The following is a 13,432-nucleotide window of genomic DNA, read 5'->3' as shown; positions in this document are numbered from 1 at the left end:
GCAAACTGATGCAGATTCCGCGCAAAGGAGCAGGTATTATCACCGATGACGCAGAAGGTTTTCGTCAGCGCGCAGGAAGTAGCGGAGCGGGCAGGTGTGTCCCGCTCGGCGGTGTCGCGCACCTTTACGCCCGGTGCCAGCGTGTCGCCAGAGACGCGCCGCAAGGTGCTGGAGGCGGCGGAGACGCTCGGCTATCAGGTCAATCAGCTGGCGCGCGGATTGATGCGCAACGAGAGCGGCATTGTCTGTCTCGTGGTGGCGGACCTCGGAACACCCTATCGTTCGAACCTGATCAGGTCGCTGACCGACAAACTCCAGAATGCCGGCAAGGTTGCGATGGTCGTCAACACCGACCGGTCGGATGACAGCGTCGATCTGGCCCTGCGGCAGGCGATCCGGTACCGCGCGGACGCCTCGATCATCCTGTCCGGCATGCCGGACCAGTCCATCGTCCAGCTTTGCGAGAAGAACGGGCAGCGGCTGGTGCTGATCAACCGCAACGACGACCGGGAGGGGACGCTCAAGATCAATCTGGACGATCGTGAGGCCGGCAGCCAGGTGCTCACCGCCTTTCTGCGCGCCGGTTGCCGCACGCTTGCGTTTGCCAATTCGCTGGCGGGAACGCCGAGCCTCATGGCGCGGGAGAAAGGCTTCGTGGAGGCGGCGCGCGCGGCGGGCGTCGAGGTGGTGGTCGAGCGGTCTGGACCGACCGGCTATGAGAGCGGGCGTTTGCTGGCGCAGAAGCTTCTGACCCGCAAGCAACGTCCGGACGCGGTGTTCTGTGCCACGGACCTGATCGCCTGCGGGTTCATGGATGCCGCCCGCCACCAGTTTTCGATCTCAATACCCGAGGATCTTTGCATCGCCGGGTTCGATGACATCGCCCAGGCGTCCTGGATCTCCTACCAGTTGACGACGTTCGCCCAGCCAGTAGAGGCGATCGCCAGTGAGGCGGTCACCTGGATCGTGGAGGCGGCCGCCGAGGGGGCGACGCGCGGCAACTCGGTCAAGCTGCATGCCGAGCTTGTCTGGCGCGAAACCATCCGCGGCCGCTGAGCTTCCCCGCTAGATCGTTGGTCCAAACTATCAGGTTCTCAACACGCGATAGATGGCCGGGATGACCAGCACCGTCATCAGCGTCGAGGACGCGAGACCGAACAGCAGCGAGATGGCCAGCCCCTGGAAGATCGGATCGGCCAGGATAACCGCCGCGCCGATCATCGCGGCAAGTGCTGTGAGCAGGATCGGCTTGAAGCGGATCGAGCCCGCCTCGATCAGGATCTCCGTCAACGGCCGGCCGTCGGCATCCGCGTGGCGGATGAAGTCCACCAGCAGGATCGAGTTGCGCACGATGATGCCGGCAAGCGCGATGAAGCCGATCATCGAGGTGGCCGAGAACGGCGCCGCAAACAGCCAGTGGCCGCCGAGGATGCCGATGAAGGTGAGCGGGACCGGCGTCAGCACGACCAGCGGCACCTTGAACGAGCCGAACTGCGCCACGACGAGGATGTAGATACCGAGCAGCGCCACCATGAATGCGGCTCCCATGTCGCGGAACGTGACCCAGGTCACTTCCCATTCGCCGTCCCAAAGCAGCGTGACGGCGCTTTCGTCTTCAGGCTGGCCGTGCAACGAGATGGTGGGTTTGGGCAGGCCGGTCCAGTCTTGCGCGTCGAGTGCTTCCTGCACGGCGAGCATGCCGTAGAGTGGGGCTTCATACGCACCGGCGAGTTCGGCGGTGACCATCTCGGCGGCGCGGCCGTTATGGCGGAAGACGGGAAAGGAGGCGCGCTCCTCCGCGACGCGCACGACGTCACCGAGTTCAACGACACTGCGATCGCCCGGCAATACATTGGCCGGTATGGGCGTGGTCAGGAAGCGCTCATCAAGCGTGCGCTCCCCCTTCGGCCGCTCGACCCGGATCGGGATCGGTTGCCTTCCGCCGCCGCGATGCGAATAACCGATGGTCGTCCCGCCATTGAGAATGGCGACGGTGTCGAAAACGTCCCCCTCCCGGACCTGGAACAGTTCCAGGTCGTCGGTCGAGATCGTCATGCGCAGGCGACGCGCGGCCGTTCCATAGGAATTGTCGGTATCGACGATGAACGGCACGGCGCGGAATGCGGCCTCAACCCGCTCTGCGACCTTGCGGCGGGTTTCACCGTCGGGGCCGTAGATCTCGGCCAAAAGCGTCGCCATCACCGGCGGACCGGGCGGCGGCTCCACGACCTTGAGGCTGGTTCCGTCGGGCATCGCCACCTTGGCGATCCGCTCGCGCAGGTCGAGAGCGATGTCGTGGCTGGAGCGGCTGCGCTCGCCCTTGGGCAAGAGGTTGATCGCCACCTCGCCCTGGTGCGGTTCGGTGCGATAGAAGGAGTGCCGGACAAGACCATTGAAATTGAAGGGCGCTGCGGCACCCGCATGGGCCTGGGCGGACCGAACCTCGTCCATCTCCAGCGTGATCCGCGCCACTGCCTGCGCCACTGCATCCGTGGCCTCCACCGACGCGCCCTCGGGCAGGTCGATGATGACGGAAAGCTCCGACTTGTTGTCGAATGGCAGCAATTTCACCGTGACGTCCTTGGTATAGAACAGCACCAGTGAGCCCAGCGTCAGCACACCGACGGCGAGAAGGAAGGTCCAGCTTCTGGCCTTGGACGACAGGATCGGCCGCGCAACCGCTGCATAGATGCGCCCGAGCAACCCGCCATGCGCGTGGTCGTCATGGGCATGGACCGGCTTTCCCCCCGCGACCTTCAGCATCAGCCACGGCGTTACCGTCACGGCGACGAAGAAGGAAAAGATCATCGCGGCGGAAGCGTTGGCGGGAATCGGGCTCATATACGGCCCCATCATTCCCGACACGAACAGCATCGGCAGAAGGGCGGCGACCACAGTCAGCGTCGCCACGATGGTCGGATTGCCGACCTCCGCGACCGCTTCGACAGCGGCCTTTGACCGATCGCGACCGTCGCCCATGCCCCAGTGCCGGGCGATGTTCTCGATGACGACGATGGCATCGTCCACAAGGATGCCGATCGAGAAGATCAGCGCGAACAGCGAGACACGGTTGAGCGTGTAGCCCATCACCCAGGACGCAAACAGCGTCAGCAGAATGGTGACCGGGATGACGATCGCGACCACCAGCGCCTCGCGCCGTCCGATCGCGAACCAGACAAGCAGAATGATCGACACCGTGGCGAGACCGAGGTGGAAGAGCAGTTCGTTGGCCTTCTCGTTGGCGGTCTCGCCGTAGTCGCGCGTCACCTCGACGGCAATCTCCTCGGGGATCAGCGTTCCCTGCAGTTGTTCGACCCGGTGCAGGATCGCCTTAGCGACGGTCACGGCGTTCGAACCGGCGCGTTTGGTGACGGCAAGCGTCACGGAGGGCACGCGGACGAGACCGTCTCCGCCGTGTGTGACGGTCGAGACGAGTGCATCGCTGGTATCTGTGGCGAAATCGACCGCGGCGACATCGCGCACATAGACCGGGCGATCGTCGCGTGAGGTGAGAAGCAGATTGCCGATTTCAGCCGGGGTGGTCAGCGTTTCGCCGGCGACCAGTGTGATCTGTTCGCCGTCCTGGCGCAGCCGGCCTGCCGGAAAGGCGCGATTGGCGTTGCGAACCGTGTCGACAAGTTGCTGGAGGGTGACGCCGTAGAGGGAAAGCTTCGACGGATCGGGTGCGATGCGGATGACCTCATCGGTTGCGCCCACCAGATAGGAGAAGCCGACATCCTCGATCTTCGACGTCTCCGTCTTCAATTCGCGGGCGATCCGCGTCAGATCGTTCGGGGTAATGTGGTTGGCCGCCTCGGGCTTCGGCGAAAGCGTCAGCGACACGATTGCCACGTCGTCGATTCCCCGGCCGACGATATGGGGCTCCGGCACGCCGACGGGAATGCGGTCCATGTTGGCACGCACCTTGTCGTGGACACGAAGCACGGCGGCATCCGCCGAGGTTCCGACAAGAAAACGGGCGGTCACCAGAACACTGTCGTCGTGGGTCTGCGAGTAGACATGCTCGACGCCGTCGATCCCCTTGACGATCGCCTCCAGCGGTTCCGTGATGAGTTTGACGGCATCATCCGCCTTCAGTCCGTCGGCGCGCACCAGAATGTCGACCATCGGCACCGAAATCTGCGGCTCTTCTTCGCGCGGCAAGGCAAGCATTGCGAGAAGGCCGAAGACGAAGGCCGCGATGAGGAACAGCGGTGTGAGCGGCGAAGCGATGAAGGCACGCGTCAGCCAGCCGGCCAGACCAAGCTTGTTGGAGGCGGGGGTCATGGCGTGCCAACCTTTTCGCCAGCGGAAAGGCCGGTCAGTATCTCTACCGCCGGTTCGCTCGCGTGTTCCAATCGTTCCCCCGGGACCACCGCACGAAGAACAGGCTTGCCCTCGTCGAGGACCGTGACGAAATCGATGCCCGAGCGTGTTTCGATCGCCGAAGCCGGGACAAGCAGTACATCCCTCTGCCCGACCGGCAACTGCACGAGGACACGCGCATTGACGAACGTTTCGTCCAGGTCCGCGACCTCGACATCGGCCACGACGCGGCCGCTCTCGATGCGGGGGTAGATCTTGGCGAGCCGGCCCGACATCTCGGCGCCTCCCGCCTGGATGCGGATGCTCGAATTCAGGCGCAGCATGGGCGCATGGCGTTCCGGCACGGCCAGCCGCAGGAAAAAGCCACCGCTACCGACCGTCGCAACGGTCTCGCCGGCCATCACGACAGCGCCGCGTGTCGTGGGCACGGTCAGCACGCGCCCGGCGGCAGGCGCCAAAACTTCGCCCTCCTGTTGCTGCCGGACGACGACGGAGCGCTGCGCCTCGGTGGCCGCGATCTGGTTCGTCGTCACGTCCAGCTCCGCCTGAAGCTGCTCGAGCCGCTGGACCGTGATGACACCGGCTTCGATCAACGATTTTCCGCGGCTGAGTTCGGACCGGGCCCGCTCCTGTTGCGAGCGCAGGGCGGCAAGCTGGGCGTCGTAGGACGAGATCTGGTACGTGATCTTGTCGTCACGGATGAGGGCAATGCGCTGACCCGGCTCGACGGTGTCCCCTTCGCTGACGAGCAGCTTGGTGATCGTTCCGCCGATCCGAGTCCGTGCAGGGACGAGGTCTCGCGTCTCCACACGGCCGTAGACCGGCTTCCATTCCGTGACGGCGGTCGGCGTTATCGTGATTTCGCCGGCAAAAACCGGACCGGCCGCCAGAAGGGCGGCAGCGAAGAGGATGTAGCGCATTGATGACTCGCGTTCTTTAGAAGGCAGCCCCGGACTTGATGCCGAGTTTCTTGAAGAGCTTGGCCGCCGGGCAGAACCCGGTGAAAGCGGATTGCAGCAGGTTCGCGCCGACAAACACGGTCAGCCAGACGAAGAGCGGCGAGACCCAGACGGTGAGGGCGACGGACAGAAGAACCATGAAGCCGGCGAAGGCGAAGATGGATTTATCGAGAGACATGATGGTGATTTCTCCAGTTATGATGCATTTGCGTATATACGGAGCGTAGTAGGTATATGCAAGTGCGCGCGGAGTGGCGCGAATAGCGTGCAGGACGCGGGGCCAGCCTTCAAATTCGCGGCTTCGTAGGAAGAAGGCATTTCCGTCATCGCGCCAGTTGAAGATGCTGACTGCGTCAGTAGCCGCGCGCATTGAGCCAGGCGACAGCGCCTGAGAGATCCAATCCGAGTTTCCCGCCGAAAGCGGTGGCTTCGGCCTTGCTCAGCCGGCCATTAAGGACTTCGCCGATTGCCCAGAGTGTCAACGACCGGGTCCCGGAGCGACAGAAGGCAAGCACCGGGCCGCTACTTGCCGCAATCGCGCGTTGGAACGCACGTATCGTCGTTTCAGCAATGTCTTGGCTGCGCACCGGGATGTGTTCGCAGGAGAGTGCGGCTTGCGCCGCGGCTTCCGCAATCGCTCTCGCCCTGGGTTGGCAGAAGTCCTCGCAATCCGGTCTATTGTTGATCAACGCCGTAAAGCCGGCTGCCGCCAGCGCTTCGACATCTTTCGGGCGGATCTGCCCGCACACCCACAGTCGTTCGTTGATCCGGATGGGTTCCATTTTGGCAACTCCCTTCAGCGGACAAGTGTTGAAACAGAAAGCCGCGCGGCACCGGTATCCGCAAAGGGTCATGCTTCGGCGACGTGCATCGCATTCAGTCTGTATATACATAGTTACGAAACTACGATGTGTCGACTATAAAGGCAGTGCAGCCCTTAGCCTGATCCGCCCATGCTGCATATGTCTGGGGGAGACATATCAATCATGAGCGGTACCGAACGGACATCGCTACCGTTGGTGGCTGCTAACAAAATGACTTGAGGGAGGGGAATTTGCATAGAAGACAGTTTCTCGTTGGGGCGGCGGCCGTCGCCTCGGCAGGTTTTGCCGCGCCGCAAGCGCAGGCGCAAACATCGTCTGCCAAGGCGAAAATCGTCATTGCGGGAGCGGGGGCAGCCGGCCTGTCGCTCGCTTCCCGGCTACGCCGGCAGATGCCGCAGGCGAGCATCACAATTCTGGACGCACGCAAGGAGCACTATTTTCAGCCGGGGTACACGCTGATCGGCGCCGGTCTCTGGGATCCGGCGAACGTCACCTTCCGCAATGCGGATTTCATTGCGTCCGGCGTCGAATGGATCGAGGAGGGCGTCGCCGAGTTCGATCCAGAGGCGAACACGGTGGTTGCGACCTCCGGGCAGCGCATCCAATACGATTTTTTGTTCGTCGCGACCGGCCTCAAGCTCGACTACGCCCGCATCGAGGGAATGGACGAATCCCTGATCGGCAAGAACGGCATCGCCTCGATTTATGCCGGGCCGGAAGCTGCGGCCGCATCGTTCCGCTCGATCGACGCCTTTGTCGACAAGGGTGGCGTCGGCCTGTTCGGCCGTCCGCCAACAGAAATGAAATGCGCTGGTGCACCGCTGAAGATGACGTTCATCACGGACGACCGGGCGCGTCGGAAGGGCAGACGCGATGCGGTGCAACTTGTCTACAACGCCCATAGCGAAGTGGTCTTCACCGTTCCGCCCGTCGACGTCCGCGTGAAGGGCATGTTTGCCGAGCGCGGCATTTCGGTCAATCCCTCGCACGTTCTTGTCGGCATCGACGCCGGTGCCAAACGGGCAACCTATCGCACGCCCACCGGCAACGTGACGCTGGACTACGATCTCATCCACGTCGTGCCGCCGATGTGCACGCCGGACGCGGTCAAGAACAGCCCGCTACCCTGGCAGGAGGGCGCCTTCGCCGCCGATGGCTGGATCGAGGCCGACAAGGGCACGCTTCGCCATCCGCGGTTCGCCAATGTCTTCTCGGTCGGAGACGTGGCGGGCGTACCGCGCGGCAAGACTGCGGCCAGCGTGAAATGGCAGGTCCCCGTCGTGGTCGACAACCTCGTCGCCGAAACGTCCGGGCGTGAACCCACTGCGCGCTACAACGGCTACACGTCCTGCCCGATGGTGACAGCCTACGGCAAAGCCATGCTGATCGAGTTCGACTACGACGGCAATCTCACGCCGTCCTTCCCCTTCATCGCTCCGCTCGACGAACTCTGGGTCTCCTGGGTGATCGAAGAGAAGGGGCTCAAGGGCGCCTACCGCGCCATGTTGCGCGGGCGCGCCTAGGGAGGATAAGACCAATGGAAGATTTCAACCCAGTCACCCTGTACTTCATCCTCCACGAAACGATCGGTTCTTGGCTTTGGCCGCTTGTCGTTTTCGCGGCCACCCTTGTTGTCGGCATTCTCGTCGGCACAATTCGGCTGCGCCGCGCCGGCCGGTCACCGAAGCGCCCGGTTATGGCAGCGCTCGCAGGCGGTACGCTCGCAACTGCGGTTGCTCTGCTTCTCACGCCGGGCTGGACCCTCGCCGACTTCGGCTCCCTGACAGGGCCGATCGATTACCTGCTGACGCTCCTGCTTGCTCTCGTGCCGGGAGCAATTGTCGGCGCCGTTCTCCTGCTGGCAGCGCTGAATCGATGTGCAGCCAAGGCCGCGAAAGCCTAGGCGAGGTTTTGGCCATCGCAGACGACGGGTCTGCGATGGCGTGTTTTCCGCCGGTGCGTGAGTGATCTGTCGAAGTGCAGAAGTGCTTGACGGTCCGCGACCGCTAAACAATGGGGCGGTCAGATCTGCCGACTGCGCATGTCATGCGCTCGCGTCTGTTCCTTCCAGGCGTCCGTCGCGCAGATGATAGAGCCGATCGAACCGATCCAAGATCTTCTCGTCATGGGTGACCGCGACGATGCAGGCATCCTGTTCCGCCGCAAGCTTGCGCAGCAGATCCATGACGATTCCTGCTCGCTTGGAGTCGAGCGCTGCCGTCGGTTCGTCGGCGAGGATGATGCGCGGGCTGTTGGCGAGTGCGCGGGCAATCGCCACACGCTGGGCCTCGCCACCGGAAAGCAGCGCCGGCATGGCGTCCTTGCGGTGCCCCACTTCGAGATAGTCGAGCAGTTCGACGGCGCGCCGTTTCGCCTCCGCAGCCGGCATGCCGGCAAGCTGCAGCACGAGGGCGACATTGTCCTTGGCATCGAGGAAGGGAAGGAGATTGTGGAACTGGAAGATGAAGCCGATCTTGTCCAGCCGAAGGCGCCTCAGGTCACCTCTCAGCCAGCGCTCGTCATAGACGGTTTCGCCATCCAGCCACACGCGCCCTTTGCTGGGGTCGATGATGCAGCCGATGATGTTGAGGAGCGTGGTCTTGCCCGATCCGGACGGGCCGAGCAGTGCCACGACCTCGCCGGATCGAACCTTGAGATCGACGCCGCGCAGTGCGTCGACCCGGGTCGGGCCTTCGCCGTAGTGCTTCGATATCGAGGCAAGATCCACGATCGTACAATTTTCGTGTCCGGCCATGATGTCATCCTCCAAGTGCGGTGGCGGGATCGACCTTCAGTGCGGCGCGAACCCCGAGGCCGCTTGCCATGACGCAGACGAAGAAGATGATGCCGGCAAGGGCGGCGGCATTGATCGGCTCGAGCAAGACCCGCCGCGGAAAGAAGTCCTTGGTCAACAGGATCAGGATCATGCCGAGGCCCCAGCCCACGGCGCCAAGCGCGATCGATTGCTGCACGATGAGGCCGACGATGGTGCGATCGGGGGCGCCGATCAGCTTCAGCGTGGCGATCTGTTTCAATTTTTCCATTGTCATCGTGTAGATGATGAGTGCGATCACCACCGCGGAAACCGTTAGAAGGATGCCGAGAAACAGGCCGATCTGTCGGCGGGCTCGATCGACGACCGAGCGGAGCAGCAAATCTTCCTGTTCGGCCTGCGTCATGGCTGAAAGGTGCTTCCACTGGTGCACGGTGCGGGCGACGGCATCCACGTCGGCATTGGGCTCGATGCGGGCGATCACTGCCGCGACGGTATTGCGGTTCTCCAACACTTCGCCGCGTGCCGACTGCACCCGGGCGGCAGAAGGTGCGAGTTGCGACTGGAGCGTCTGCGCATCGGCGAGCGTGATATAGACGGCTGGGTCGCCGCCGGAGTTCATTGCATCCTCTACGAGGCCGACGACCTCGAACCGGTCACGCCCCAACCTGATCCGGTCGCCGACGCTGAGTCCGGATTTGCGGTCGGCGACGGCTTCGAAATGACTGCGCTGGATGCCGCGCCCTTCGACAACTCTTTGCGGTTCGCCGGGGCGACCCGGCTGGTGCCCGATCACATAAAGCCTGAGCGTTGTGCCGGCGAAGGGCGCCTCGACCGTCTGGTAGGAAATGCTGCCGGCTTCTTCCACGCCGTGAAGCCGGGCGACGGCGTCCCGCGTGGTGCCAGGAATTTTCGAGGACTCGGCGAACGGGCCGAGCCGCCCAGCCTCCACCACCCATAGATCCGCCTGCGGAGCCCGGACGATGTTGAGCGCGTCGGCCACGAGGCCGTTGTAGATCCCCATCATCGCCAGGACGACCGCCATCAATAGCCCAAGCCCGAGACAGGTAAGCACGAAACGGAAGAGATTGTGACGAACATCGCGATAGGCGAGGTTCATGGCCGGCTCTCCTCGGCTGCACGCGCCATGCGCCCCTCCGCCAGTCCCTTGGCGGGCACGGTGACGATCCGTGCTCCATCGGGCAGTTCGCTGATGACCTCGACGCGTGCGTCCTGGGTGCGATGGCCAAAGATCAGCGAGGCGGAGGAGAGCTTGCCGTCCTGAACAAGGAAGACCCGACCCTGATGCCCGTCGAAGCCGGCAATCGCGTCCTCCGGCACCAGCAATGCTTCGGGCCGTTCGGCAACAGTGATCACGACCTCGGCCTGCTCCCCAAGAAAGGACTGCTGAGGACAGCTGTCGCACGTGACCCAGACCCGGCGCTCTTCGTTGACCCGGTCGCTTTCGATGCCGATCCTTGCGACCTTGCCGGTGTAGCCATCGTGCGGCATCGAGCGCAGGCGGATTTCGGCTGGCTGCCCAATTGACAGCGCGCCTGCCCGTTCCTCGTCGATATAGGCGAGCACCCAGACGCTTTTCGGATCCATCAGCGTGTAGATCACGTCGCCGGCCCGAACCACCGTGCCGGCTTCGACATGACGATCGACGACGACTGCGTCATATGGGGTCTTCAGCAGATGCTGTTCGAGCACTGCGGTCTCGTAGTCGAGCGCCGCCCTTGCATCGGCCGCTTCCGATTGAATGACGTCGATGTCAGTTCGGGCTACAGTGAGTTCCGCAGCAGCGACTTCGACGTCGCGTTTGGCTTCTTCGGCAACCTGCCGGGATATGACGTTGCGGCCCAATAGCTCTTGCTGGCGGGCATCGGCCGCCCGGCGTTGGGCGAGAACCGCCGCAGCCTTTTCCACATTGGCTTCAGCCTTGCCGAGATTGGCCGCCGCTGCGTTGATTGCGGCGTTGGCACGCGCGACCTTTGCCTCCTGCGCTCTCTGGTCCAGACGTGCCAGAACTTGGCCACTGGCCACCACGTCGCCGTCATCGACCGACAGTTCTGCCAGTTCCGCCCCCACCTCGAAGCCGATCTTCGACAGGATGCGTGCTTCGACCGTCCCCAATCCGTAGACCTGTATGGTGACATTCCGTTCCAGTGCCGCGACGGGCACTGAGATGGGCCGGTTGCTGGCGAAAACAAAAGCGAGGCCCGCCACGCCGGCGAGCGCCGCGACCAGCCCGACCTTCACAACTTTACGGCCCATCATGCGCTTTTCTCCTGCGAGATCGGATCTGCAAACAACTTCATCTGAATCGCCAATAAACGTGCTCCTTCCGGCCGAAGGGCAAAGCCGCGTGCGCCCAGCGACCAGCGCATCGCAAGGCCCTGGATGAGTGAAATGAGCAAGACTGCGCCGTCGATGGGATCGAAGTCCTTGCGCACAGTGCCGGCCTCGCGCGCCTGGCGGAGTTCGGCTCCAAGGTTCGCATGAAAGGCGGCCATCAACCCGGCGAAGGATTGGCGCAACTCGACGTTTTCGACCTGAAGCTCGCGCGAGAACAGTATGGCAGGGATTGCCGGACTGGACTCGATCATACAGAGTTGGGCATCGACCAGCGCGGCAATGCGCGACGCCGGCGGGAGGTCGGGGGCAAGCGCCTCGTTCCATGCCGCCATCATTCGGTCTTGAATATGCTGGGCGACCGCCAGCCATAGCGCCTGCTTGGTGGGATAGTGTCGAAAGATTGCCGGTTGCGTCAGCCCGACTGCTCCTGCCACCGCCTGTGTGGTCAGCCGGTCCGGGCCCAGTTCATCTGCAAGCCTCAAAGCGGTCGCCAGGATCTCTGCCTTGCGTTCCTCCGCAGACTTTCGCATACGTCACCTCGTAGTTAGTTATCGATAACTAACTACGATTGTTGAAGCGCGTCAATCGAAGACTGGGTACACGCGGCGGTCCGTCGCAGGTGGAGGGGATTTCGGCATGCCGCATGCGCTGACTCAACGATTGGCCGACACAGCAATCCCGGCGATGAATACCCATCTCTGAGCACGGCGCAACCGGGCCTGCGGTCCGCGGGCGGTCGTCCGCAGACCTTCATTTCATATTGACGATATGCAAATCATATTGACGATATATGCAAATAAACGTAGATGCATAAGCGTGAAACTAGATGCTGATTTAATGCAAGCCGCAGCCGATGGGGCGAGCGAGCTTTTGAAAGCGATGTCGAACCGACACCGCTTGCTGATCTTGTGCCAATTGGTCGATGGCGAGAAATCGGTCGGTCAACTTGCCGAGCTCCTGGGTATTCGGGATTCGACGGTCTCGCAGCACCTCGCGCTCCTGCGCAAGGACCGCATCGTCGCCGGACGGCGGGACGGGCAGACCATCTGGTATCACATCGAAAGCGATCCGGCCCGCAATGTCGTCGAGGCACTCTATCTGAGCTTCTGCCCTCCCGGCGCTACGGCGCAGTAGAAGCGTCGCCCAACAAAAGCCGGTGTCCATCCATCCTATCGCAGACATTCCCGTCGCCGCCGGTCGATTGGTGCGCCTGATCTCTACTCGCTTTGACCCGCACGAAACGCCGACGGGGTTCTTCCAAACATCGCCTTGAACAAGCGCGAGAACTGCGCATGGTCGGAGAAACCGAACCGATACGCGACATCGGCAATTGCTCCCGAATTCGGCATGAGCAGCAAGTCGCGCGCGGCGGAAAGTCGGCGTTCACGGATGAACTGGGAGACCGTGCTGTTCGCATCCGAAAACAGTTCGTGCAGGTAGCGCTTGGATATGCCGCAGGCGTTGGCCACCATTTCAGGCGACAGGGCAGGGTTTGAGAGATTGCGCTCGATCACTTCTTCGGCGCGACGAAGGTGCGCGGTGCGGACCGAGGACTTGTGGTCGTGACCGACGGTCGATTGCCCGTCTATTGCAAGCGCCAGCAGCTCGATCAGCTGGCGACCGAGAACCTGCGTGGCTTTCTCATCTGCGATTGGGTCAGATTGCAGCAGTCGCGCCATGTTGCTGAGCAGGCCGCCGACGCCAGCAAATCCGTCGAAAACGCGCGCGCAATACTGATCGGGATTGCGGAGCTTTTCCGACAGCATTGGCTTTGCCACTTTCAGCACGCACAGGTCGTTCGCAGCCGCATAGGAGAACCGGTAGGGTTCGTCGCCTCGCTCCAGGATAAAACCGCCGGGGTCGCAGCGCACATCGCGGCCGAGCTGGTGGAACTCGACCGGGCTGTTGCGCGGGATGGTGATCAGATATTCCTCGCCGCTGGCATCGGCAATGTGCCGGCGTCGGCGCTCGTATTGCATCGGCTCGGTCTGCAGTCGCGACAGCGAAACGTCGCCGAGCGACCGCTTTTCCAACCGCCCTTGAAACGACGCCGCATCGCGGAAGGTCAGGTGCAACGGAAAGTAGGTATCCGCGATCACGGTCGACCAATGGCTGGCACGTTCGCCCGACGGCAGATGCTCCGTCTTGTAGACATTCACCTCCAAGACAATACCCTCCCAAGTATTGTTTGT

General features: G+C 62.8%; 13 protein-coding genes. 4 read left to right on the top strand and 9 right to left on the bottom strand.

All coding sequences use genetic code 11. The annotated features are described in order from the left end of the window. Positions 1–45 precede the first annotated feature (45 nt). A complete protein-coding gene (locus IB238_RS13555) occupies positions 46–1,056 on the top strand; it encodes a substrate-binding domain-containing protein (RefSeq protein ID WP_192247023.1) in 1,011 nt (336 codons plus the stop codon). A 30-nt stretch (positions 1,057–1,086) separates the two neighbouring features. On the opposite strand, the gene IB238_RS13550 is transcribed toward IB238_RS13555, so the two are convergent. The 4 genes from IB238_RS13550 to IB238_RS13535 form a co-directional block, all read right to left on the bottom strand. Further along, complete coding sequence (locus tag IB238_RS13550; protein ID WP_192247021.1) at positions 1,087–4,287, bottom strand: efflux RND transporter permease subunit; 3,201 nt, start codon at positions 4,285–4,287, stop codon at positions 1,087–1,089. Continuing rightward, positions 4,284–5,246: an efflux RND transporter periplasmic adaptor subunit gene (locus tag IB238_RS13545; protein ID WP_192247019.1), complete on the bottom strand. Its 963-nt coding sequence runs from the start codon at positions 5,244–5,246 to the stop codon at positions 4,284–4,286. The genes IB238_RS13550 and IB238_RS13545 overlap by 4 nt, the downstream gene beginning before the upstream one ends. 16 nt (positions 5,247–5,262) lie before the next feature. After that, complete coding sequence (locus IB238_RS13540; RefSeq protein WP_192247017.1) at positions 5,263–5,463, bottom strand: DUF2892 domain-containing protein; 201 nt, start codon at positions 5,461–5,463, stop codon at positions 5,263–5,265. Positions 5,464–5,638: 175 nt separating this feature from the next. Further along, on the bottom strand, positions 5,639–6,067 hold the full coding sequence (locus tag IB238_RS13535) for a TIGR01244 family sulfur transferase (protein WP_192247016.1): 429 nt from the start codon (positions 6,065–6,067) through the stop codon (positions 5,639–5,641). 272 nt (positions 6,068–6,339) lie between these two features. Between IB238_RS13535 and IB238_RS13530 the strand changes: the two genes are divergently transcribed. Together IB238_RS13530 and IB238_RS13525 are read left to right on the top strand one after the other, a co-directional pair. Beyond that, positions 6,340–7,632 (top strand): FAD/NAD(P)-binding oxidoreductase, encoded by a 1,293-nt coding sequence (locus tag IB238_RS13530; protein WP_192247014.1) that lies wholly within the window; start codon positions 6,340–6,342, stop codon positions 7,630–7,632. A gap of 14 nt (positions 7,633–7,646) precedes the next feature. Beyond that, on the top strand, positions 7,647–8,012 hold the full coding sequence (locus tag IB238_RS13525; protein ID WP_192247012.1) for a DUF5368 family protein: 366 nt from the start codon (positions 7,647–7,649) through the stop codon (positions 8,010–8,012). Between the two features lie 141 nt (positions 8,013–8,153). On the opposite strand, the gene IB238_RS13520 is transcribed toward IB238_RS13525, so the two are convergent. The 4 genes from IB238_RS13520 to IB238_RS13505 are packed head-to-tail and all read right to left on the bottom strand — an operon-like array spanning position 8,154 to position 11,770. Next, positions 8,154–8,864 (bottom strand): ABC transporter ATP-binding protein, encoded by a 711-nt coding sequence (locus IB238_RS13520; RefSeq protein ID WP_192247010.1) that lies wholly within the window; start codon positions 8,862–8,864, stop codon positions 8,154–8,156. Positions 8,865–8,868: 4 nt separating this feature from the next. Then, positions 8,869–10,002: an ABC transporter permease gene (locus IB238_RS13515; RefSeq protein ID WP_192247008.1), complete on the bottom strand. Its 1,134-nt coding sequence runs from the start codon at positions 10,000–10,002 to the stop codon at positions 8,869–8,871. Then, a complete protein-coding gene (locus IB238_RS13510) occupies positions 9,999–11,162 on the bottom strand; it encodes an efflux RND transporter periplasmic adaptor subunit (RefSeq protein ID WP_246723545.1) in 1,164 nt (387 codons plus the stop codon). The genes IB238_RS13515 and IB238_RS13510 overlap by 4 nt, the downstream gene beginning before the upstream one ends. Further along, positions 11,159–11,770 carry a TetR/AcrR family transcriptional regulator gene (locus IB238_RS13505; RefSeq protein ID WP_192247006.1) on the bottom strand — a complete coding sequence of 204 codons (612 nt, stop codon included), beginning with the start codon at positions 11,768–11,770 and terminating at the stop codon, positions 11,159–11,161. The genes IB238_RS13510 and IB238_RS13505 overlap by 4 nt, the downstream gene beginning before the upstream one ends. A 307-nt stretch (positions 11,771–12,077) precedes the next feature. On the opposite strand from IB238_RS13505, the gene IB238_RS13500 reads away from it, so the two are divergent. Next, entirely contained in the window at positions 12,078–12,374 is a 297-nt protein-coding gene (locus IB238_RS13500; RefSeq protein ID WP_210333489.1) for a metalloregulator ArsR/SmtB family transcription factor, read from the top strand. 83 nt (positions 12,375–12,457) lie between these two features. On the opposite strand, the gene IB238_RS13495 is transcribed toward IB238_RS13500, so the two are convergent. After that, positions 12,458–13,399, bottom strand: a complete 942-nt coding sequence (locus IB238_RS13495; RefSeq protein ID WP_192247794.1) for a helix-turn-helix domain-containing protein — start codon at positions 13,397–13,399, stop codon at positions 12,458–12,460. Between the last annotated feature and the right edge of the window lie 33 nt (positions 13,400–13,432).

Origin of the sequence: Rhizobium sp. ARZ01, assembly GCF_014851675.1 — a bacterium.
GTDB lineage: Bacteria > Pseudomonadota > Alphaproteobacteria > Rhizobiales > Rhizobiaceae > Mycoplana.
Note: the sequence above shows the minus strand (reverse complement) of the source record. Positions and strands in the feature narration are given on the sequence as shown.